Source organism: Streptosporangium sp. 'caverna', assembly GCF_003203775.1.
GTDB lineage: Bacteria > Actinomycetota > Actinomycetes > Streptosporangiales > Streptosporangiaceae > Streptosporangium > Streptosporangium subroseum.
Genome location: NZ_CP029711.1, coordinates 9,907,697 through 9,927,116 on the forward strand (window position 1 = coordinate 9,907,697; position 19,420 = coordinate 9,927,116).

Here is a 19,420-nt window from a genome sequence, read left to right on the forward strand (position 1 = left end):
AGCTCGAAAGCGTCCCGTCACAACGGGTCGAAGGCCGGGACGGCTGACCGGCCCGTTGCGGGGTCGGCGCCGCCTGGGGACGACTCGGACCCGACCTGGTGTGGAGTCGTCATCGCCTGGGGACGGCTCGGAGGCACCCGTCACATTCGGTCGAGAGCCGGGATGGCCGCCGCCAGGGTGGCCACGGCGTCCTCGGTCCACGGACCGGCCGTGATCACGACCACGTGCTCGATTCCGAGTGCCGCGAGTGCGGCACAGCGCTCGACGAACGCTTCGGAGGTCTCACCCGGTTCGAGGCGGGTGCTCAGCGTCTTCTCGATCTCGCCGTACGGCCGGCCCACCTCCTCGCAGTGCCCGGCGAGGACGTCGAGCTTGCGCCGCACGGTCTGGCCCCCGTCGGGGATGTCGAACAGGTTGCACGCGTCGGCGTACCGCGCCACGAAACGCAGCGTCTTGGTCTCGCCCATGCCTCCGAGCAGGATCGGCGGATGCGGCAGGCGCACGGCCGGAGGATTGTTGACGGGATACGCCAGCCGGTAGTGCCTGCCCTCGAACGGGGCGTCGTCACCCGACCACATCTGGATCGCGAGCCTCAGCGTCTCCTCCAACCGCTCGAACCGCTCCGCGACGGGCGGAAGCGGAAGATCCATCGAACGGGCCTCCATCTCGTGATAACCGGCCCCGATTCCCAGCCAGGCCCGCCCACCCGAGAGCACGTCGAGCGTGGTGACGGCCTTGATCAGCATGCTGGGCGGGCGGTAGGTCACGCCGGTCACCATGGTGCCGATCCGGACCCGCTCGGTCAGCGCGGCGAGAAACCCGAGCGTGGTGTACGCCTCCAGCATCTCCGCGCCGGGCGTACTGGTCGGGTCCGCCTGGATCAGATGATCCGCCACCCATACGGTGTCCAGGCCGCCCTCGTCCGCGGCTCGGACGATCCGTGCGAGCCGCGGGGCGAGGCCCTTCGAACCGTCCGGCCATGAGTAATTCGTGATGTTGAGACTGAGACGCATGGCTGCCAGCCTTCCGCGCGACCGGCCGCGGCGCGTCATACGGGGGACGGCCTCCGCCATACGTCGTCGGGAGTAGCAACCGCCCCATGCCCTACCGAGAAAACAGCCTCCTACCAGGGCGGCTTCCGTTTTGAGCCCGCACCGTTCGCGTTACTTTTCGAATGACCCGGGCATCGACCAGGAATGCACGAGAACCCAGACGATCCGGCCGCGGTGACGCCCCCTGAGAACCCTGACGGCTCCGTCACGGTGACTTCCCACGAGCACCCGGACGGCTCCGTCACGGTGACCCCTTGCGAGGACGGCCCGCTCCTGCTGCGCGGGGCGTTCACGATCCTGACCCAGGAGGGGCGTTCCATCGACCCGGGCAGGACGACGGTGGCGCTGTGCCGCTGCGGCCGGTCGGCGACCAAGCCGTTCTGCGACGGCTCGCACAAGGCCGCCGGATTCCGTGCTTCCAGCGAGCCCGACAGCCCGAACTGACGGCGCACCCCCGGCGCCCACCCGAACATCGCCGAGATCCGTCAGGGACTCGTCACGACGCCCACCTGCCGCAGGGACGTGGTCTCCTTCCGCCAGCAACCCAGGACATACTCGGCGAAGAGCCGCTCAAGGGCCAGTGAGCAGGCGGCGCCGTACAGAATGTCCCCGGCCAGCGACGGCTGCGCGTCCGTCAATCCGCCGCACATGTCGTTGGCGGCGATCTGCTCGTGGACGGCGTCGGCCTGCACGTGCTCGTCGTAGAAACGGGCCGCCGTGTCGTCACCGCCCAGCCGCCGCAGGCCCTGGCCATACCTGCGGTTGGGGAGCGATGAGGTCATCTCGAACGCCGCGAGGTGCCCCAGCAGGGCTCCGCGATGCCGCCGGTGGAGTCCGAACAGTGACATGACATTGGATATCGCCAGCGTGATCGCCGGAGCCCGGTCAAGGTAGGCGCCGTAGGAATCGTCAAGATCCAGCCCGCGCATGGTGGCCCGGAACAGCTCCGAATGCATCCGCTCGACGCGTCCGCCGCCGTACTCGTCCGCCTGGATCTCCACCAGCGCGGCCTTGGCGGAGCCGCGCAACCGGGGGATCGCCCACGTGTGCGGGTCGGCCTCCTTGAGATGGTAGATCGACCGGTGCATGACAAATTCGCGGAACTGCCCGAGGTCGGCCTCCTTCTGGAGGAACCTCGCCAGGGAGGGTCCGTCGTCGTCGGCCACCAGATCGGCCAGGACCTGGCGCATCTGCGCGGGTGGCGTGAAGGGTGGGCGCGGTACGGCCTGCGCCAGGCCGTGCTCCAACCGGCCTTCCAGGATCTCCCGCGCTGCCAGCAGCGCCGGGTTCCACTCCCACCGGTCGTCCACCCCGTCGAAGCCCTGGTAGTGCAGTTCGTAGCAGGCGAAGAGCGCGAGCTGGAGATCCTCGTCCCCCAGAACCGGGTCCCCGGAGTACGGGGGAAGGGGGTCGAGCGAGTGCGGCAGGCGCGTCAGGTGGTCGAAGAGCAGGGCCGTGATCGGACCCCGCGGCGTGGGCAGCCGCATTACCGCCTCCAGAAGCGATGGACTGCTCGGTAAGAGGTCCAAAATGGTGATCCGGCACGCGTACCCGGCTTCTGTTCCATGAGCCCTCTCCATTCCGCGGCCGATTTTCTGGCCGCTGGAGGTTCCGATGCCCTCGGCGACACCGCCGAAACGCCGGAAAGATCGCAATACATAACCTCTGAGCAGCTGAAACACCGCAAACCGAAGGCTTTACCCAGGGGATGGAGAACATGCTCTCCGCTGGATGGCTCGATAAAGAGAGCTCAAAAAAGACAATGGGTGCGTTATGCGAATCGGGATCCTGGGACCGCTGTACGTGCGCGACGCCGAGATCCATGGCGCTCGGCTGCGGGTCCTCCTGGTCAGGTGCCTCATGACCCGACGGGGTGCCCGGGGGTCTTCTCCACGATCCTGAAGCCCACCCCGCGCCAGGCCGGCTCGATGGCGAGCGTGAGCCCGGTCGGCCCCGCCCCGACGATGAGTACCTGGGTGTCGTTCATCACTTTCTCCTCCGTGGTCATGGAGAGGAGCGTGTCCGATCGCGCCGTCGGCTCACTGCCAGGACGCTGCCAGGACACTGCCCGGCCGCAGTATCAGGACGCCGTTGATCGCACCGCCGGGGTGCCGTCCCGCCGCGATACCGGGGCACTGTTGATCGCGGCCAAGGTGCTGTCCGCCCGCAACACCGGGACGCCGTTGATCGCGCTGCCGGGTGCCGTCCGTGCCTTCCGGGCTGCCCGGCTACCGGCCGCCGGCGGATGACGGGGCGGAATCAGGATTCGCCCGGCATGACCGAGGGAATACGACAGGCAGTCGCGCCCGCGGGAACGATGCCCATCGGATTGGGCATGTCCGGCAGAACCCGCCGTAACGCAGGGTCTTACCCGTGCCGACGCCTCGTGCCGTGGAAACTCGTCCTCGGTTCGGCCGACATGTGATCTCCTAGAACCCTGGCAGCAGGGGTCGGGAGGTACGGTCAGCTCATGTCTGAACGCAGCATGCCACACGACGCCACTTCATGGTCGTGCCCCCACGGGCAGGACGCCCGCCGAGGCTGCGAGGCCTGCTACGAGGAATCAGCCCGCCCCAGCCAGGAGCTGTCGTTCTGGACGGTCGCCGCCTGGTTCACCACCGACCGGCCCATCCCCATAAGGACCATTCAGGACGTTCACCACCACGGCCGCCATTTCGCCCTCGACCAGCCGTCCGCCCCGCTCGTCTACCTCCTGACCGGCGAAGCCTATGCCCGCGACGGCGTTCAGGCCGTGGCGGGCGTGATCGGCTTTCTCCTGCAGAACCGGCACGTGATCGCCACCTTCACCGTCACCGAGACCCGGGCCACCCACCGCTCACCCGCCACGGCCACCAAGCCCAAGACCACCCGCCAGACAGATGTATGGCTCCACGAGCGCGGGCCCTCCTGAGGAGCGCTCCAGACCGTGACGGCCATCGACGTGATCTCCCGCCGCACCCGGAAAGCGGCGGGACAGACCTGGCGCGGTGAGAACGGCCGGGACGGCGAAGACCACAAGGTGGCGAAGGGGATGAACCGATCCGGACTTGATTGACGCCTTGCTCTGGGGGAACTTTGGTACCTCACCCCGGGAAGGTACGGTCAGCTCATGTCTGAGCGCAGCATGCCGCACGACCCCAGCTCGTGGGCGTGCCCTCATGGGCAGGATGCCCGTCGAGGCTGCGTGGCATGTTACGAGGAATCGACCGACGCCGACCCGGAGCTGTCGTTCTGGGAGGTCGTCGCGTGGTTCACCACCGACCGGCCGATCCCCATCAGGACCCTGCAGGACGTCCACCACCACGGCCGCCGTTTCGCTCTCGACCAGCCGTCCACGCCGCTGGTCTATCTCCTGACGGGCCATGCCCGCGCCGAGGACAGCGTGCAGGCGATCGCGGGCGTGGTGGGCTTCCTCCTGCACAACCGGCACGTGGTCACCAGCTTCACCGTGACCGAGACCCGGGCCACCCGCCGCTCGGTCGCCACCCCGGCCAGGCCCGTCACCACCCGCCAGACCGACGTCTGGCTCCATGATCGCCGTCATCCCCGATGACGCCTTCCATTGCTAAACTGGACAATATAGTTGTCGATACAGCGAGGCGGGCCGTCGATCGTGTCAGATGACCCTCCCGGCTTCGAGCTTCCGCTCCGGCTCTTCCTCGGCTTCCGGACCCTCATCGACGAACTCCACGCCGAGCTCGCCCGTCAGGGCCATCCCGACCTGCGGCCGATGCACGGATTCGTTCTCCAGGCGATCGGCTCCCGCGGCACGACCGCCGTCGAGCTCGGCAGGCGGCTGGGGATCTCCAAGCAGGCGGCGGGCAAGACGGTCGACACCCTGGAGCACCTGGGCTACGTCGAGCGCGGCTCCGACCCCGCCGACGCGCGACGCAAGATCGTACGGTTGACCGAGCGGGGCGTGGACAGCCTGGTGCGGTCGGCGCGCATCTTCGACGACCTGCGGGCGGGCTGGGCGAAGACCCTCGGTGAGGAGCGTCTGCGCGCCCTGGAGGCCGATCTGCGCGCGGTGACACCGACGGACTTCTTCCGGCTCGACGTGCCCGGCTGGTTCGGCGGCTACTGACCCTGCGAACGTACGCCTCACTCGGCCACGAGTGCGTGCCGATCGCTCCGGGCATGCCGCCGGACCGGGTGGCGGCGGTCAAGAAGCGGTTCGACGCCGCATCATGACCGGGCCACGGACCACCTCGGAGCCACTCGTCTAGGGACGAGCGGGCCGGGCGTCCAGGGCGTCCTGGAGCGTGGGGAAAACAGGGATGCGCATCGTCAGCCCGGTGATCCAGAGGATGCGGGTGGCGCCGCGCTCGGTGGCCACCAGAGCGAACCAGCCCTCCTCGCTGAGGGCCTGCTTCCAGTAGTTCACGATGAGACCGGTCGCCCGGGAGTCCAGGAGGGCGAGACCCGAGAGATCCACGATCAGGTCCGAGCCGAACAGGGCGAAGGCCTGGTCGAGGAAGTCACCGGCGAGATCATGGATCGAGAAGTCGAGGCTTCCCCGGATCACCACGACCCCCACGCCCTCGTTGGCCGTGGCCCAGAACTCCGCGGCCGGCGTCTCCAGGTGAAGCTCGGGCATCAGACGCTCTTCCGGACAGACGGTGACGGCGAGTGAAGCCCTGCCCTTTGGCGGTGCCGTGAAACGCGAACCCCTGGGCGGCCTCTCCGATCGTTCACGCCAGGAAGAAGATCAGCGCACGTTGAAGTAGACGCGGACGGTGGTGGCGCCGTGAGCGGTGTGGACGCGGACGAGATCGCTGAGGAGGTTGGTCACGAGGAGACCCCGGGAGCCCGGGTGGCGGGGGCCGACCGGGCGGCGCCCGGCGAGGGGATCGGCGATGTGTCCGGCGTCACTGATGTCGAAGACCACCCGCAGATCCTCCGACCACAGGCGCAGAACCCCCGACCCACCGCCGTAGTCGAGGCTGTTCGCGGCCAGCTCGCTGACGATCAGCCGCAGGTCCTCCAGGCGTTCTCCGGCGAGCCCCGTCCGGGAGGCGTAGTCGACGGCGAACGCGCGCACGAGTGCCAGGGTGCCGTTGCCGAAGGCGAAGGTGACGAAGCCCGGCGGCGGATCGGACAGGGGCTGGTTGTAGTCCCGCACGATGCGGTCGGGCGCGTAATCGCCGCTGGAACGCGAGCCGGAGCCGTCGATGAGGACGGGATGGGTCGCCTCGGCGTCCCTGATGACCTCCGGGTCCAGCCCGTCGAGGTCGTAGGGGCACAGGATGGTGACGGCCCGGCCCGAGAACGCGAGGTTGATCAGTGCCTCGTGCTGCACGCACGCCGGATACTCCGTCGCCGACCGTCCGGGCCAGATCGGCTCTCCGATGATGCGGACCCTGCCGGAGGAGTGCCGGTCGGCGAAGGCGCGCAGGACCCCGGGAATGATGCGGCCGGGATTGCGGCCGGCCTCCGTCATGTCGAGAAACCGCACCTCGGAGGCCATCTCGCCCAGCTCGGTCTGGATCAGCTTCAGGTTCTGACCGGGCACGGCCACCGCGACCGGCTCACCCGCCTCCAGACCTTCGCGGATGAAGGGCAGGGTGCCGTCGAGATACTGCCGGCTCCCCCGATAGAACAGCGCCGGATGAACGAACGGATCCACCTCGGTGGTCGTCGTGCTCATCTGGTCTCCACTTCGATCGGGGAAGGATCTGATCCGATCAAAGTGAGTACGGATCTCAGACAGTAAGGCGAACGGTGCAGGTACACCTTGCTCTCGGAGGGAAGGTCACGCGCGGCCTTCGCCAGCAACCATGCCCCCCGAACATCGATGAACGTCAGTCCCGCCAGGTCAAGATGCATGTCCCCACCACTGGCAACCAGCCCGCCCAGGGCCTCCTGCCAGATTTTCCTGGTGGTGTGGTCGATCTCGCCACTCACCTTAAGTCCGTTGAGCCGGTCGATCCGGAGGCCCTCGAAACCCGGCCCGTGAACGCCGGACGCCGGGCGATCAACCTCCACCGCCGACAAAGGCCCGAGATGTCCCGACTCTGGCCAGATCGACACGATGACCATCCTGAAGTCGATGACGGACTCTTCCAAAGTACCTGCTTTTAACTTTTAACGGAAAAGGCAGAAAAATTCAGATGATGCCAGAGAAAAACCATCGCGACTTCGGCTCTCAAAGCACGTGGCGTGAACCTTCCTCACGACCGTGGCCCCGAAACACGCGGCGCGAAAACTCTACGCACCGTAGCCCCGAACACACAGCGTGAACGCTCGACCCGACCAAGATCCCGCAGCACACGGCGCGAACGTCCCGCACGACCACGGTCCCCGAAGCACGCGGCTACGGCCCCCCGAAGCGCGCGGCGCGAACGTCGTTGCCTCAACCCGGGGACGGCAAATCAAACCCATCCAAATATGCGACAAAATGGCATACATGAGGATTCTGATCATTGGCGGGACCCGGTTCGTCGGCCGTCACATCACCGAGGCCGCGCTCGCGGCCGGGCACGAGGTTTCCCTGCTGCACCGCGGGAAGACGGGTCCTGGCCTGTTCCCCGAGGCCGAGCACCTGCTGGCCGACCGCGACGCGGACCTGTCGATCCTGCGTGACCGGCAGTGGGACACGACGATCGACGTCAGCGCCTACCTGCCGTCGCAGATCACCCACCTCGCCGGCGCACTCTCCACCGGCCAGTACGTTTTTGTCTCCACCACCGCGGTCTACGCCCCGGAGGAGCCGAACTTCACCGAGGACTCGCCTCTGGCCGAGTTCGACGGACCGGTCACGGAAGAGGTGACCGGCGCGACCTACGGTCCGCTGAAGGTGCTGTGCGAGCGGGCGGTGACCGACGCGTTCGGGTCCGGGTCACTGATCGTACGGCCCACGTACGTGATCGGCCCGTACGACTACACCGGCCGCTTCACCTACTGGGTGAACCGGATCGCGCGCGGCGGCGAGGTTCTCGCACCCGGCAACCCCGACGACCCCATCCAGGTGATCGACGGACGCGACATGGCCTCCTGGATCATCGCCATGATCGAGAAGACGGGCTCGGGCACCTTCCACGCGGTCAGCCCCGCTCCGCCGTTCTCCTTCGGCGACATGCTGGAGGCGATCGTGGCCGAGGTCGGACCTCCCGGGACCACCCTGACCTGGGTCGGGCAGGACTTCCTGAAGGCCGAGGGCGAAGACGGCCGGTCACTGCCGCTCTGGCCGATGGGTGAGGACGGAACCTCGATCAACACCGCGAACCCGGCCGCCGCCTACGCCGCGGGGCTCAGCCCGCGCCCTCTCGGCCAGTCGGTACGCGAGATCCGCGACGCGGAGGCCTCCTTCTCGACGAGCACCACCATCACTCCCGACCGGGAGGCCGACATCCTGTCCCGCTGGCGAGCCCGGCCGTAGGTTCTGCCGTACGGCACGGGCCGGGTGACGGACCCGTACGGCACGGGGCCCGGGTGACGGATTTCCGTCCCGTGGGTCACGGAACCGGGTGACGGGACCGGCAGATCTCGGCCGAGGCCGTGTCGGTCGATGGCTTCTTCTTCTCCCCGCCGGCAGCGGGATGACCACCCGTCCCCTGCCGGCGATGGGACGGGTCAGATTCCCATTCTTGATGACCTGAGCGGGTTGTGGCCGACCTCCAGCAGCGCCCGCCGCCGATCGTCGTCATCCTCGGCGTCGAAGGAACTGTCGGTCAGCGCGTCCTCGACGCGGTCGATGGCCCGCTGCATCGTCTCGATGTCGTCCTGGGTGAGGTCGACCTTGCGTTTGCCGAGAACCCGCAGCACCTGACGCCCGAGTTCTGGCATCTGCGACTCGGGATCCCCCGGGAAAACCTCCCCGGAGCCGGACGCCAGCAGAAAGGCCCGTAGTTCATCCGACGTCATGTTCACGATCTCGTGGAATTCCTGCCACACCAGATCGAAGATCAGATCCGAATTCTCGGCCACCGTTCTCTCCTCTCCACCTCAGGTCTCTCCTCTCCACGTCAGGCCGGAACGGCCGTCTCACCGGATGCGGACCGGTGATCGATCTCCGCCTTCGGCCGCCCCAACGAGACCGACGCAGGCGGCCATACCCCGGCCCCCGCCGCCCTAACAAACACCATGGTCAAACCGGCGAATGGTACGGCCAGGCGCCTCCCCACCGCCCTCGCCGTCCGTGCCGGAGGCATCCGGTTCCTGGCATTTGTTCGCCGAGGACAGAACCGCGCCTCCGAGTGAGTGAGCCACTCACTCACTCAGGTAGGGTAAAGCATGTGATTTCGACCTCCCAGCGCGCCGCTCCACTCCCACCGGACGAACGGCGGGCCGCGCTCATCGCGTCCACCCTGTCACTGGTGCTCGCCCACGGCCCCGACGTGAGCACCCGGCAGATCGCGCAGGCCGCCGGCGTGGCGGAGGGGACCATCTTCAGGGTCTTCGCCACCAAGGAAGAGCTCGTGGACGCGGCCGTGGCCAGCGCCTTCGACCTCTCCCCGCTGCTGCGGGACCTGGCGACCATCGACCGCACGGCTCCCCTGCAGATCAGGCTCGTCGCGGCGGTCGAGATCCTACAGCAGCACACGACGCGCATCTTCCGGCTGGTGGACGCGCTGGGACCGCCCTGGCTCGCGGAGGCCCGTCGTAATCCCAAGGCCCGCACCGATCAGGGCAACGTCATCCGGCAGGCGCTCGCCGAGCTGATCGAGCCCGGCCCCGACCGGCTGCGATGCGAGCCGCTGGAGGCCGCACGCCGGCTGCAACTGATGACCACCGCGGGCAGCCATCCCCGGATCGTCGAGGGCAACCCGCTGTCACCTCCGGAGATCGTCTCCATGCTGCTGGACGGAATCCGCCTGCGCCCCGGACACGAGCCAAGCCCTGAACCCGAGCCACGCCCTGAACACGAGCCAAGCCCTGAACCCGAGCCACGCCCTGAACACGAGCCGAACCCCGAACCCGGCCTCTCCCCCGACCTCACGGAATCCACCTGCGCCCCCAACCCGGCCCTCCCTCAGAGCCCCCCGAACCCTCCGAACACGACCTCGCCTTAGAGCACGACATTCCCCCTGAACACGACGCGCTCCGCGCGGACGCCTCAGACGCGCCCCGCCCGGACGCCTCAAGTGGAGAGCCCCCATGCTGAGTCGGTTGCTACGCACCTACCTCAAGCCCTACTCATCAACATTGATCATCGTGGTGGTGCTGCAGCTGGTCGGCACCATGGCCTCGCTGTACCTGCCCAGCCTGAACGCCGACATCATCGACCAGGGTGTCGCCGTCGGCGACACCGGCTACATCCTGACCACCGGCGGCTGGATGCTGGCCGTGTCCCTCGTACAGATCGCCTGCTCGATCGCGGCGGTCTACTACGGCGCCCGCGCGGCGATGGGATTCGGACGAGACGTCCGCTCGGCCGTCTTCCACCAGGTGGGCGGGTTCTCCGCCCGTGAGGTCTCCCAGTTCGGGGCACCCTCGTTGATCACCCGCAGCATCAACGACGTGCAGCAGGTCCAGATTCTCGTGGTGATGACCTGCACGATGCTGGTCGCCGCGCCGATCATGTGCGTCGGCGGAATCATCATGGCGTTGCGACAGGACATCGGCCTGTCCTGGCTCATGCTCGTCTGCGTGCCCGCCCTGCTGGTGTCGATCGGCCTGATCATCTCCCGCATGGTTCCCCAGTTCCGCGCGCTGCAGACCCGCATCGACACGGTCAACCAGGTGATGCGCGAGCAGCTCTCCGGCATCCGCGTCGTCCGCGCCTTCGTCCGCGAGCGTGAGGAGACCCAGCGGTTCGCCGTGGCGAACACCGCGCTGACCGACACCTCGCTGCGTGTCGGACGGCTGACCGCGCTCATCTTCCCCATCGTGATGCTGATCCTCAACGCCTCAAGCATCGCCGTGCTCTGGTTCGGCTCCAGCCGGGTGGACAGCGGCGAGATGCAGATCGGCGCCCTCACCGCGTTCCTCATGTATCTGATGCAGATCCTCACCTCGGTGATGATGGCAACCTTCATCTCGATCATGATTCCGCGCGCCGCGGTCTGCGCCGAGCGCATCATCGAGGTGCTGGACACCGAGTCGTCGGTGGTCCCGCCCAAGAACCCCGTACGGCAGGTGCACACTCGCGGCGAGCTGGAAATGCGCGACGTCGAGTTCCGCTACCCGGGTGCGGCGGCGCCGGTGCTGTCCGGCATCTCCTTCCGCACCACCGCGGGACAGACCACCGCCATCATCGGCAGCACCGGTTCTGGCAAGACGACGCTGGTCTCCCTGATCCCCCGGCTGTTCGACGCCACCGCCGGCACGGTGTCGGTCGACGGGGTCGACGTCCGCGAGCTCGATCCCCAGATGCTCTGGACACGCATCGGCCTGGTGCCGCAGAAGCCGTACCTGTTCAGCGGCACCGTCGCGAGCAACCTGCGGTACGGCAACCCGGACGCCACCGACGAGGAGCTGTGGGAGGCGCTGGAGGTCGCCCAGGCCCGCGACTTCGTCGAGGCGATGCCCGAAGCCCTTGAGGCGCCCATCACCCAGGGCGGCACGAACGTGTCCGGCGGGCAGCGGCAGCGGCTCTCCATCGCCCGGGCACTGGTCAGCAAACCCGAGATCTACCTGTTCGACGACTCGTTCTCCGCCCTCGACCTGTCCACCGACGCCCGGCTACGCGCCGCCCTGCGTCCGCACACCGCCCAGGCCGCCGTCATCATCGTCGGCCAGCGGATCTCCACCATCGCCGACGCCGACCAGATCATCGTCCTCGACGACGGCGTGATCGTCGGCAAGGGAACCCATGACGAGCTGCTGGTTTCCTGCCCGACCTACATCGAGATCGTCGAGTCCCAACTAGCCGTGGAGAGCGCAGCATGAGCACCCCCATGACATCCGCGCGGCCGCGACCGCCCGTGGGAGGCGGAGGCTTCGGACGGGGGCCGTTCGCGGGAGGCGGGATGCCCGCGGAGAAGTCGATGAACTTCGGGCCGTCCGCCCGGAGACTGATGCGGCGGCTGGCCCCCGAACGCCCGAAGATCCTGGCCGTGATCAGCCTCGGCGTGATCAGCGTGGTGCTCTCCGTCATCGGACCGAAGATCCTCGGTCGCGCGACGGACCTGATCTTCACCGGCGTGATCGGCAAGCAGCTGCCCCTCGGAACGACCAAGGAGCAGGCGGTCCAGGCCGCCCAGGCGTCGGGCAACGACAACTTCGCCGGCCTGCTCTCGGGGATGGACGTCATCCCCGGTCACGGGATCGACTTCGGCGCTCTGGGCACGATCCTGATGTGGGTCCTGGTGCTCTACGTCGCGGCGTCGGTCTTCGCCTGGATGCAGGGCTACCTGTTCAACGGCGTGGTGCAGCGCACCGTGTTCCGGCTGCGGTCGGACGTCGAGGACAAGATCAACCGGCTCCCCCTGCGGTTCTTCGACGGCCAGCCCCGCGGCGAGCTGCTCAGCCGGGTCACCAACGACATCGACAACGTGTCCCAGACCCTGCAGCAGACGATGAGCCAGCTGCTGACCTCGGTGCTGACCCTGATCGGCGTGCTGGCGATGATGTTCGTGATCTCGCCGCTGCTCGCGCTGATCGCCCTGGTGACCATCCCGCTGTCGGTGATCGTCACCGGACAGATCGCGAAGCGCTCGCAGAAGCAGTTCGTCGCGCAGTGGTCCCACACCGGCGCTCTGAACGCCCACATCGAGGAGGCGTTCACCGGCCACGAGCTGGTGAAGGTGTTCGGACGCCTGCCGGAGGTCGAGGAGGTGTTCCGCGAGAGGAACGAGAAGCTCTTCAAGTCCAGCTTCGGCGCCCAGTTCATCTCCGGGCTCATCATGCCGATGATGATGTTCATCGGGAACCTCAACTACGTCGCCATCGCCGTCGTCGGAGGCCTGCGGGTCGCCACCGGGTCGCTGAGCCTGGGCGACGTCCAGGCGTTCATCCAGTACTCACGGCAGTTCACCCAGCCCCTGACCCAGGTCGCCTCGATGGCCAACCTCCTGCAGTCGGGCGTGGCGTCGGCCGAGCGGGTCTTCGAGCTGCTGGACGCCGAGGAGCAGAAGCCCGACCCCGCCACCCCGGTGCTGCCCACCGCCCGGCAGGGCCGCGTCGAGTTCGAGCACGTGTCCTTCCGCTACAACGAGGAGCAGCCCCTCATCGAGGATCTGTCCCTGGTGGCCGAACCCGGGCACACGGTCGCGATCGTCGGCCCGACCGGGGCGGGCAAGACCACCCTCGTCAACCTGGTCATGCGCTTCTACGAACTGGACGCCGGCCGGATCACCCTCGACGGCGTCGACATCACCGCGATGAGCCGCGACGACCTGCGCTCGCACATCGGCATGGTGCTGCAGGACACCTGGCTGTTCGGCGGCACCATCCGCGACAACCTCGCCTACGGCAACCCCCAGGCCACCGAGGAGCAGATCCAGGCCGCCGCGCGGGCCACGTTCGTCGACCGGTTCGTGCAGACCCTGCCCGACGGCTACGACACCGTGATCGACGACGAGGGAAACAACGTCAGCGCCGGGGAGAAGCAGCTGCTGACCATCGCCCGCGCCTTCCTCGCCGACCCGTCCCTGCTCATCCTCGACGAGGCCACCAGCTCGGTCGACACCCGGACCGAAGTCCTGGTGCAGCACGCGATGGCCGCGCTGCGCTCGGACCGCACCAGCTTCGTCATCGCCCACCGGCTCTCCACCATCCGCGACGCGGACCTCATCCTGGTGATGGAGTCCGGGCGCATCGTCGAGCAGGGCACCCACGAGGAGCTCCTCGCCACTCGGGGCGCCTACCACCGGCTGTACTCCGCGCAGTTCAGCGGCGCCGTGGACCCGCTCGACGAGGAGCTCGTCGAGAGCTGATCGCCGCGCGGGGCCACCGCGTCAGGTCGCACCGTACGGCGCCGCGCCACCTGGCCAGGTGGCGCGGCGCCGTGTTCGTCCGAGTTTCCCGGAGGCATCACATTCACCTGGTCCGGCCATTGACCGGCCCCTCACGAAAGGCGATCCGGATCGCCGCCGTACGCGGATGATCCGCGCCGCCCGGCGGTAGGACGGCCCCTCCGCAGGCTGCTTTCACCTCCGCGCAGTACATTGGAGTGGCGATCAGCAGACCGCCTGGAGCTGGGCCGATTCGGGGGCTCGCCATGTCTGAGCTGCGTTCACGTGCCTTGCGTTCCCTCCGGCGCGCCACCCAGAACAACGATCAAGCCGTACCGGGACCCCAGGAGGCCCCCGAGCGGTCGATGGACCCGCGGGCGACAACCGTCGACGTCCCCGTGGAGAACAGCATCATCGACTGCGCCGTCTACGTCGGCGGCCATCGCAGTCAATCTCCCACCACGCTGGCCGACACCTACCGGTGCCTGCGCGACAGGTCCGGCAGCATCGCCTGGATCGGCCTGTACCGGCCGGCGGAGGCGCAGCTGCTGTCGCTGGGCGGCGAGTTCGGGCTGCACGAGCTGGCCGTCGAGGACGCCATCGTCGCCCATCAGCGGCCCAAGCTGGAGCGCTACGGCGACACGCTGTTCGTCGTGCTGCGCGCGGCCCGCTACCTGGACGAGGCCGAGGAGGTCGACTTCGGCGAGTTGCACGTGTTCGTCGGCCCGGACTTCGTGCTCACCGTCCGCCACGGCGAGGCCCCGAACCTGTCGGCGGTCCGCCGCCGGATGGAGGCGGACCCGCAACTGCTGGCCCGGGGTCCCGAGGCCATCCTGTACGCCATCGTGGACGCGGTCGTGGACGGGTACGCGCCGGTGATCGCGGGTCTGCAGAACGACATCGACGAGATCGAGACCGAGGTGTTCCGCGGCGATCCCAGCGCCTCCCGCCGGATCTACGAGCTGTCACGCGAGGTGATCGAGTTTCAGCGGGCCACGCGTCCCCTGATGGGCATGCTGGAGTCGCTGTCCGCGGGGTTCGACAAATATGGCGTCGAGGATGAGATGCGCCGCTACCTGCGTGACGTGGTCGACCACCTGACCACGGTGGTGGAGCGGGTGGACGGATTCCGGCAGATGCTGCAGGACATCCTGAGCGTGAACGCCACGCTGGTGAACCAGGCCCAGAACGAGGAGATGCGCAACCTCACCCGGGCCAGCTACACCCAGAACGAGGAGATCAAGAGGATCTCCTCGTGGGCGGCCATCCTGTTCGCGCCCACCCTGATCGGCACCGTCTACGGGATGAACTTCGCCTTCATGCCGGAGCTGCACTGGATCTTCGGCTACCCCCTGGCCCTGACGCTGATGGCCCTGACCTGCGCGAGCCTGTACGTGATCTTCAAGCGTCGCAACTGGCTCTGAACCGCGAGGCCGTACGCCATCCCCTGGATCTGCGTTACGGCAGGCGCAGGATCGGCCCCGCCGGTGCCCCCGCTCTGAAGAACGACCGATCGACAGGTGCTAACCACCGGAGACGCCCCCGCTCTGAAGAACGACCGATCGACGGGTATTCACCACCGGAGACGGGTGCTCACCACTGGAGATGGAGTGCGAGAGGGCCCCGGTGGTCCACCGTGCCGCGGTATTCGATCCGCTGGTCCGGCACGAGACGGAGATCGGGCAGGCGTTCGGCGAGCAGGCGCAGGGAGATCTCGATCTGGCGGCGGGCCAGGCCGGCCCCGGGACAGTAGTGGGCGCCCTGGCCGAAGACCACGTTGGCCTTCAGGGGCCTGGTGATGTCGAACTCCTCGGCCCGTTCGAAGGCTTCCTCGTCACGGTTGGCGGAGGCGAGGCAGACGGCGATCTCGGTGCCGGCGGGGAAGTCTCGTCCTCCGACACTGGTGTCGGTGGTCGTCACCCGCAGGAAGACGTGCGTCGGGGTGTCGTAGCGGGCGATCTCTTCGGCCGCGTTCGGCACGAGGTCGGGCCGTTCACAGAGCAGCCGCCACTGGTCGGGCTGGGAGAGCAGCCGGAGCAGGCCGTTGCCGAGCAGCGCCGAGGTGGTGATGTGGCCCGGCAGGGCAACTGTCAGGATCAGGCCGACGAGTCCCTCCATCTGCTCGGCGGTGAGGGGCGCGCCACCCGGGGCGGACGCGGCGATGTATTCACTGATCACGTCGTCTCGGGGTGCGGCGGCGCGATCGGTCACGTACCGCATGATGAACCGCTGGAATCGGACCCAGGCCCGGGCGCACTCGATCTGCTCCTCATCCGACCTGAACTGATGCCCCATCCCGATGGCCGCCGCGGCACGGCTGTCGTCCCCGAACGCCCTGCTGTCCTCCTCCGCGAAGCCGACAAGCCGGGCGATCACATCGACGGGGAGCCGGTTGGCGTACTCCGCCATGAAGTCGACGCGACCGTCCTTGGCGAAACCGTCGATGAGGAGCGATGCCCGTTCGGTGATGTACCGCTCGGTCGCGGTGACGCGTTCGGGGGAAAGGGCCGCCGCCGCGAGAACCCGCAACCGCCGGTGCCCCTCGCCGTCCATGGTGATGAGCGTCTCCCGCAGCGGAAAGCCCTTGGACAGTTCCTCAAGGACCGCCGGCGGAAACGGCGTGTACGGCCGCAGGGTGTTGGCCGAGGAGAAGGTCCGCCCGTCGCGCAGGATCACGCGCGCATCGGCCATCTTCGTCACCACCCAGGCACCGACCACCGGGGAGAAGAACAGCGGCTCTTCGCGCCGTGCCCTCTCGTAGAAGGGATAGGGGTCGCTCAGGTGCGCACGGAGCGGGTCGTAGAGATCACCCAGGGACATGCCCATCACCTCTTCCCGGAAGATGGCAAAGTGCCCTGACTATAACTCGGCTCTGCCGAGGTGTCCCTTCCCCATTCAGCGCTCTGCTGAGACATCCCTTCTCCATTCAGGGCTCCGCTGAGGTGTCCCTCCTCCATTCAGCGAACGTCTTCGTTCAGCGAACGCCGCGGAAGAACTCGCGGACATCGCCGACAAGGAGGTCCGGTACCCGCAGCGCGGCGAAGTGGCCGCCGCGGTCGAACTCCGACCAGTGCGTGATGGTGTGCTCGCGTGCGGCGAAGGAGCGGATGGTGGAGTCCCCGGCGAAGACCGCCATTCCGGTCGGCACCGGGGACAGCTCGACCTGCCGCCCCCACGAGGCGGCGCCCTCCTTGTAGAGGCGGGCCGAGGACCCGGCGGTCCCGGTCAGCCAGTACAGCGCCACATTGGTGAGGATGACGTCCCGGTCGATCGTGCCGACGTCATGGCCGTAGCCGTCGAACCATTCGAGGTTCCAGGCGAGCTGACCGACCGGTGAGTCGACGAGAGAGTAGGCCAGCGTCTGCGGCCTGGTCGACTGGATCTGCGCGTAGCCCGACCGCTCGCCGGCCCAGCCGCTGATGTTCGCCAGACGCGCCTGCTCGGCCTCGGTCAGTGCCTCGACCTCTGCCGGGTCCCCGGACGGGAAGGCCACGAATCCGTTGAGGTGCAGGCCGGCGAGGTGAGCGGGGTCGACCCTCGCGAGTTCGGGCGAGATCCGCGCGCCCCAGTCGCCGCCCTGGGCGCCGTACCGCCCGTAGCCGAGGCGGCGCATCAGCTCCGCCCAGGCCCGGGCGATGCGCGACACGCCCCACCCGGTCGCGGTCGTCGGCCCGGAGAACCCGTAGCCCGGGATCGAGGGGACGACCACGTGAAACGCGTCCGCCGGATCGCCGCCGTACGCGCGGGGATCGGTCAGGGGCCCGATCAGCTCCAGGAACTCGACGACCGAGCCCGGCCAGCCATGGGTGAGGATCAGCGGCAGCGCGTCCGGCTCGGGCGAGCGGACATGCAGGAAGTGCACGTTCTGCCCGTCAATGGTGGTGGTGAACTGCGGAAACTCGTTCAGCCTCGCCTCGTGCCGGCGCCAGTCATAGGTCGTCCGCCAGTATTCGGCCATCTCCTTCAACCGGTCGAGCGGTACGCCGTACGACCAGCCGACGCCGGGCAGCTCGTCGGGCCAGCGGGTGCGGGCCAGGCGGTCGCGCAGGTCGTCCAGGTCGGCCTGGGAAATGTCGACGCGGAACGGGCGAATCTCCTCGCCCAGTCCGGCCGGGGGGACGTCAACGCTCAGCGGCCGGACCTCGCTGTCCGACTCGGTCTGGGGAATATCGCCGGCCAGGCCGGCACCCATCGGTTCGGGCACGCTGTCCAACTCGGCCCGGGACATATCGGTGGCCAGGCCGGCACCCATCGGTTCGGATGCGCTGTCCAGCTCGGTCCGGGAAATGTCAGTGCGAAATGCAGGGGTCTCGGTGTCCATGGCGCCACGGTAGAAACGATTGCGGCCAGGTTCAGGCCGCAATCGTTGGCAGACTACGGGCATGCTGGACACCTCGGCCCGTCTGCTCCGCCTGCTGTCGCTGCTCCAGGCACGCCGCGACTGGTCCGGCCCCGCCCTGGCCGAACGGCTGGGCGTCGGGGCGCGCACCGTCCGGCGTGACGTGGAACGGCTGCGCAGCCTCGGCTATCCCGTGCACGCGACCCCGGGCGTCTCGGGCGGCTACCGGCTGGGAGTCGGCGCTGCGCTGCCCCCGCTGCTGCTCGACGACGACGAGGCGGTGGCGGTCGCGGTGGGGCTCCGTTCGGCCGCCGCCGGTGGTGGCGTCGCGGGGATCGAGGAGACCTCGGTGCGCGCCCTCACGAAGCTGGAACAGGTGCTGCCGTCCCGGCTGCGGCGCCGCGTCAACGCGGTCCACGACTACACCGTCACGATGCCCGGCACCGGCCCGACCGTCGACGTCGGCGTGCTGACCGCCGTCACGGCCGCCTGCCGCGACCATGAGCGCCTGCGCTTCGACTACACCGTCCACGACGGATCCGGCAGCGTCCGCACCGTCGAGCCACACCGCCTGGTGAGCTGGGGCCGTCGCTGGTATCTGGTGGCGTGGGACCTCGACCGGCAGGACTGGCGCATCTTCCGCGCCGACCGGATCCAGCCCCGCACCCCGACCGGCCCGCGGTTCGTCCCCCGTGACCCGCCCGACGGCGACGTCGTCGCCTACGTCTCGCACCGCATGGGCACCGCGATGTGGCCGTACCAGGCACGGGTGCGGGTGCACGCGCCGGCCGAGAGCATCGCCGACCGGATAACCGGGCTGCTGGAGGCGATCGACGAGCACAGCTGCATGCTGACCGTCGCCGGCGACAGTCTCGGTGTCATCACCGTCTTCCTGAGCATGATCGACGCCGACTTCGACGTCATCGAACCACCCGAACTCGTCGAGCACGTCGCCAGGCTGGCCGACCGCTACCATCGCGCGGCACACCTGTCCGCCCCCGGTGCCTGAGGGTCTCCTCGGCGCCTGCCTCCGCGAGTCCCGTTGAGATTCCGTATCGAGGCGACTCACGTCGAGGAGTTCCCGCCGATGCGCATCGCGCACGAAACAGACCCGCCGTTCGTTCTGTTTCGTGTGGACGAAATATCAAGTTCGTGTCGACCAAGGCGCTCTAGCATCGTTGTGGAGAGTTGGA

At 68.2% G+C, this 19,420-nt stretch carries 21 protein-coding genes; 12 read left to right on the forward strand and 9 right to left on the reverse strand.

The window, feature by feature from the left end; translation table 11 throughout:
• Positions 1–140: 140 nt before the first annotated feature.
• Positions 141–1,013 (reverse strand): LLM class F420-dependent oxidoreductase, encoded by an 873-nt coding sequence (locus DKM19_RS42690; RefSeq protein ID WP_110704137.1) that lies wholly within the window; start codon positions 1,011–1,013, stop codon positions 141–143.
• 183 nt (positions 1,014–1,196) lie between these two features.
• On the opposite strand from DKM19_RS42690, the gene DKM19_RS42695 reads away from it, so the two are divergent.
• Complete coding sequence (locus tag DKM19_RS42695) at positions 1,197–1,496, forward strand: CDGSH iron-sulfur domain-containing protein (protein WP_110704139.1); 300 nt, start codon at positions 1,197–1,199, stop codon at positions 1,494–1,496.
• Positions 1,497–1,537: 41 nt separating this feature from the next.
• On the opposite strand, the gene DKM19_RS42700 is transcribed toward DKM19_RS42695, so the two are convergent.
• Positions 1,538–2,539, reverse strand: coding sequence for an iron-containing redox enzyme family protein (locus DKM19_RS42700; protein ID WP_110704141.1), 1,002 nt, complete (start codon positions 2,537–2,539; stop codon positions 1,538–1,540).
• Between the two features lie 371 nt (positions 2,540–2,910).
• Positions 2,911–3,039 (reverse strand): FAD-dependent monooxygenase, encoded by a 129-nt coding sequence (locus DKM19_RS42705; protein WP_204358475.1) that lies wholly within the window; start codon positions 3,037–3,039, stop codon positions 2,911–2,913.
• A 31-nt stretch (positions 3,040–3,070) separates the two neighbouring features.
• Between DKM19_RS42705 and DKM19_RS42710 the strand changes: the two genes are divergently transcribed.
• The 5 genes from DKM19_RS42710 to DKM19_RS42725 all read left to right on the forward strand — a co-directional run bounded on the left by DKM19_RS42710 (position 3,071) and on the right by DKM19_RS42725 (position 5,136).
• The gene (locus DKM19_RS42710; RefSeq protein ID WP_162642184.1) at positions 3,071–3,301 is read left to right on the forward strand and encodes a hypothetical protein; all 231 of its coding nucleotides are present in this window, start codon (positions 3,071–3,073) and stop codon (positions 3,299–3,301) included.
• A 221-nt stretch (positions 3,302–3,522) separates the two neighbouring features.
• The gene (locus DKM19_RS42715) at positions 3,523–3,963 is read left to right on the forward strand and encodes a hypothetical protein (protein ID WP_162642185.1); all 441 of its coding nucleotides are present in this window, start codon (positions 3,523–3,525) and stop codon (positions 3,961–3,963) included.
• A gap of 15 nt (positions 3,964–3,978) precedes the next feature.
• Positions 3,979–4,107: a hypothetical protein gene (locus DKM19_RS52670; RefSeq protein WP_255415472.1), complete on the forward strand. Its 129-nt coding sequence runs from the start codon at positions 3,979–3,981 to the stop codon at positions 4,105–4,107.
• Between the two features lie 129 nt (positions 4,108–4,236).
• A complete protein-coding gene (locus DKM19_RS42720; protein ID WP_089207519.1) occupies positions 4,237–4,605 on the forward strand; it encodes a hypothetical protein in 369 nt (122 codons plus the stop codon).
• A 60-nt stretch (positions 4,606–4,665) separates the two neighbouring features.
• Positions 4,666–5,136: a MarR family winged helix-turn-helix transcriptional regulator gene (locus DKM19_RS42725; RefSeq protein WP_204358476.1), complete on the forward strand. Its 471-nt coding sequence runs from the start codon at positions 4,666–4,668 to the stop codon at positions 5,134–5,136.
• A gap of 138 nt (positions 5,137–5,274) precedes the next feature.
• On the opposite strand, the gene DKM19_RS42730 is transcribed toward DKM19_RS42725, so the two are convergent.
• From DKM19_RS42730 to DKM19_RS42740, 3 genes are all read right to left on the reverse strand, one after another.
• Entirely contained in the window at positions 5,275–5,649 is a 375-nt protein-coding gene (locus DKM19_RS42730; RefSeq protein WP_110704147.1) for an STAS domain-containing protein, read from the reverse strand.
• A gap of 111 nt (positions 5,650–5,760) precedes the next feature.
• Complete coding sequence (locus DKM19_RS42735; RefSeq protein ID WP_110704149.1) at positions 5,761–6,699, reverse strand: sensor histidine kinase; 939 nt, start codon at positions 6,697–6,699, stop codon at positions 5,761–5,763.
• On the reverse strand, positions 6,696–7,118 hold the full coding sequence (locus tag DKM19_RS42740; protein WP_110704151.1) for an STAS domain-containing protein: 423 nt from the start codon (positions 7,116–7,118) through the stop codon (positions 6,696–6,698). The genes DKM19_RS42735 and DKM19_RS42740 overlap by 4 nt, the downstream gene beginning before the upstream one ends.
• Positions 7,119–7,458: 340 nt before the next feature.
• Between DKM19_RS42740 and DKM19_RS42745 the strand changes: the two genes are divergently transcribed.
• A complete protein-coding gene (locus DKM19_RS42745) occupies positions 7,459–8,430 on the forward strand; it encodes an NAD-dependent epimerase/dehydratase family protein (protein ID WP_110706382.1) in 972 nt (323 codons plus the stop codon).
• Positions 8,431–8,624: 194 nt separating this feature from the next.
• On the opposite strand, the gene DKM19_RS42750 is transcribed toward DKM19_RS42745, so the two are convergent.
• On the reverse strand, positions 8,625–8,978 hold the full coding sequence (locus DKM19_RS42750; RefSeq protein WP_204358477.1) for a DUF3140 domain-containing protein: 354 nt from the start codon (positions 8,976–8,978) through the stop codon (positions 8,625–8,627).
• 308 nt (positions 8,979–9,286) lie between these two features.
• Between DKM19_RS42750 and DKM19_RS42755 the strand changes: the two genes are divergently transcribed.
• The 4 genes from DKM19_RS42755 (at position 9,287) to corA (ending at position 15,312) form a co-directional block, all read left to right on the forward strand.
• Entirely contained in the window at positions 9,287–10,063 is a 777-nt protein-coding gene (locus DKM19_RS42755; RefSeq protein WP_162642186.1) for a TetR/AcrR family transcriptional regulator, read from the forward strand.
• Between the two features lie 85 nt (positions 10,064–10,148).
• Positions 10,149–11,882, forward strand: a complete 1,734-nt coding sequence (locus DKM19_RS42760; RefSeq protein ID WP_110704155.1) for an ABC transporter ATP-binding protein — start codon at positions 10,149–10,151, stop codon at positions 11,880–11,882.
• Positions 11,883–11,962: 80 nt separating this feature from the next.
• Positions 11,963–13,870 (forward strand): ABC transporter ATP-binding protein, encoded by a 1,908-nt coding sequence (locus DKM19_RS42765; RefSeq protein WP_239513896.1) that lies wholly within the window; start codon positions 11,963–11,965, stop codon positions 13,868–13,870.
• Positions 13,871–14,154: 284 nt separating this feature from the next.
• Positions 14,155–15,312 (forward strand): magnesium/cobalt transporter CorA, encoded by a 1,158-nt coding sequence (gene corA / locus DKM19_RS42770; protein WP_110704159.1) that lies wholly within the window; start codon positions 14,155–14,157, stop codon positions 15,310–15,312.
• Positions 15,313–15,481: 169 nt separating this feature from the next.
• On the opposite strand, the gene DKM19_RS42775 is transcribed toward corA, so the two are convergent.
• On the reverse strand, positions 15,482–16,708 hold the full coding sequence (locus DKM19_RS42775; protein WP_162642187.1) for a cytochrome P450: 1,227 nt from the start codon (positions 16,706–16,708) through the stop codon (positions 15,482–15,484).
• A gap of 154 nt (positions 16,709–16,862) precedes the next feature.
• On the reverse strand, positions 16,863–18,140 hold the full coding sequence (locus DKM19_RS42780; RefSeq protein WP_239513897.1) for an epoxide hydrolase family protein: 1,278 nt from the start codon (positions 18,138–18,140) through the stop codon (positions 16,863–16,865).
• Between the two features lie 130 nt (positions 18,141–18,270).
• Between DKM19_RS42780 and DKM19_RS50250 the strand changes: the two genes are divergently transcribed.
• The gene (locus tag DKM19_RS50250; protein WP_162642188.1) at positions 18,271–19,236 is read left to right on the forward strand and encodes a YafY family protein; all 966 of its coding nucleotides are present in this window, start codon (positions 18,271–18,273) and stop codon (positions 19,234–19,236) included.
• Positions 19,237–19,420 lie beyond the last annotated feature (184 nt).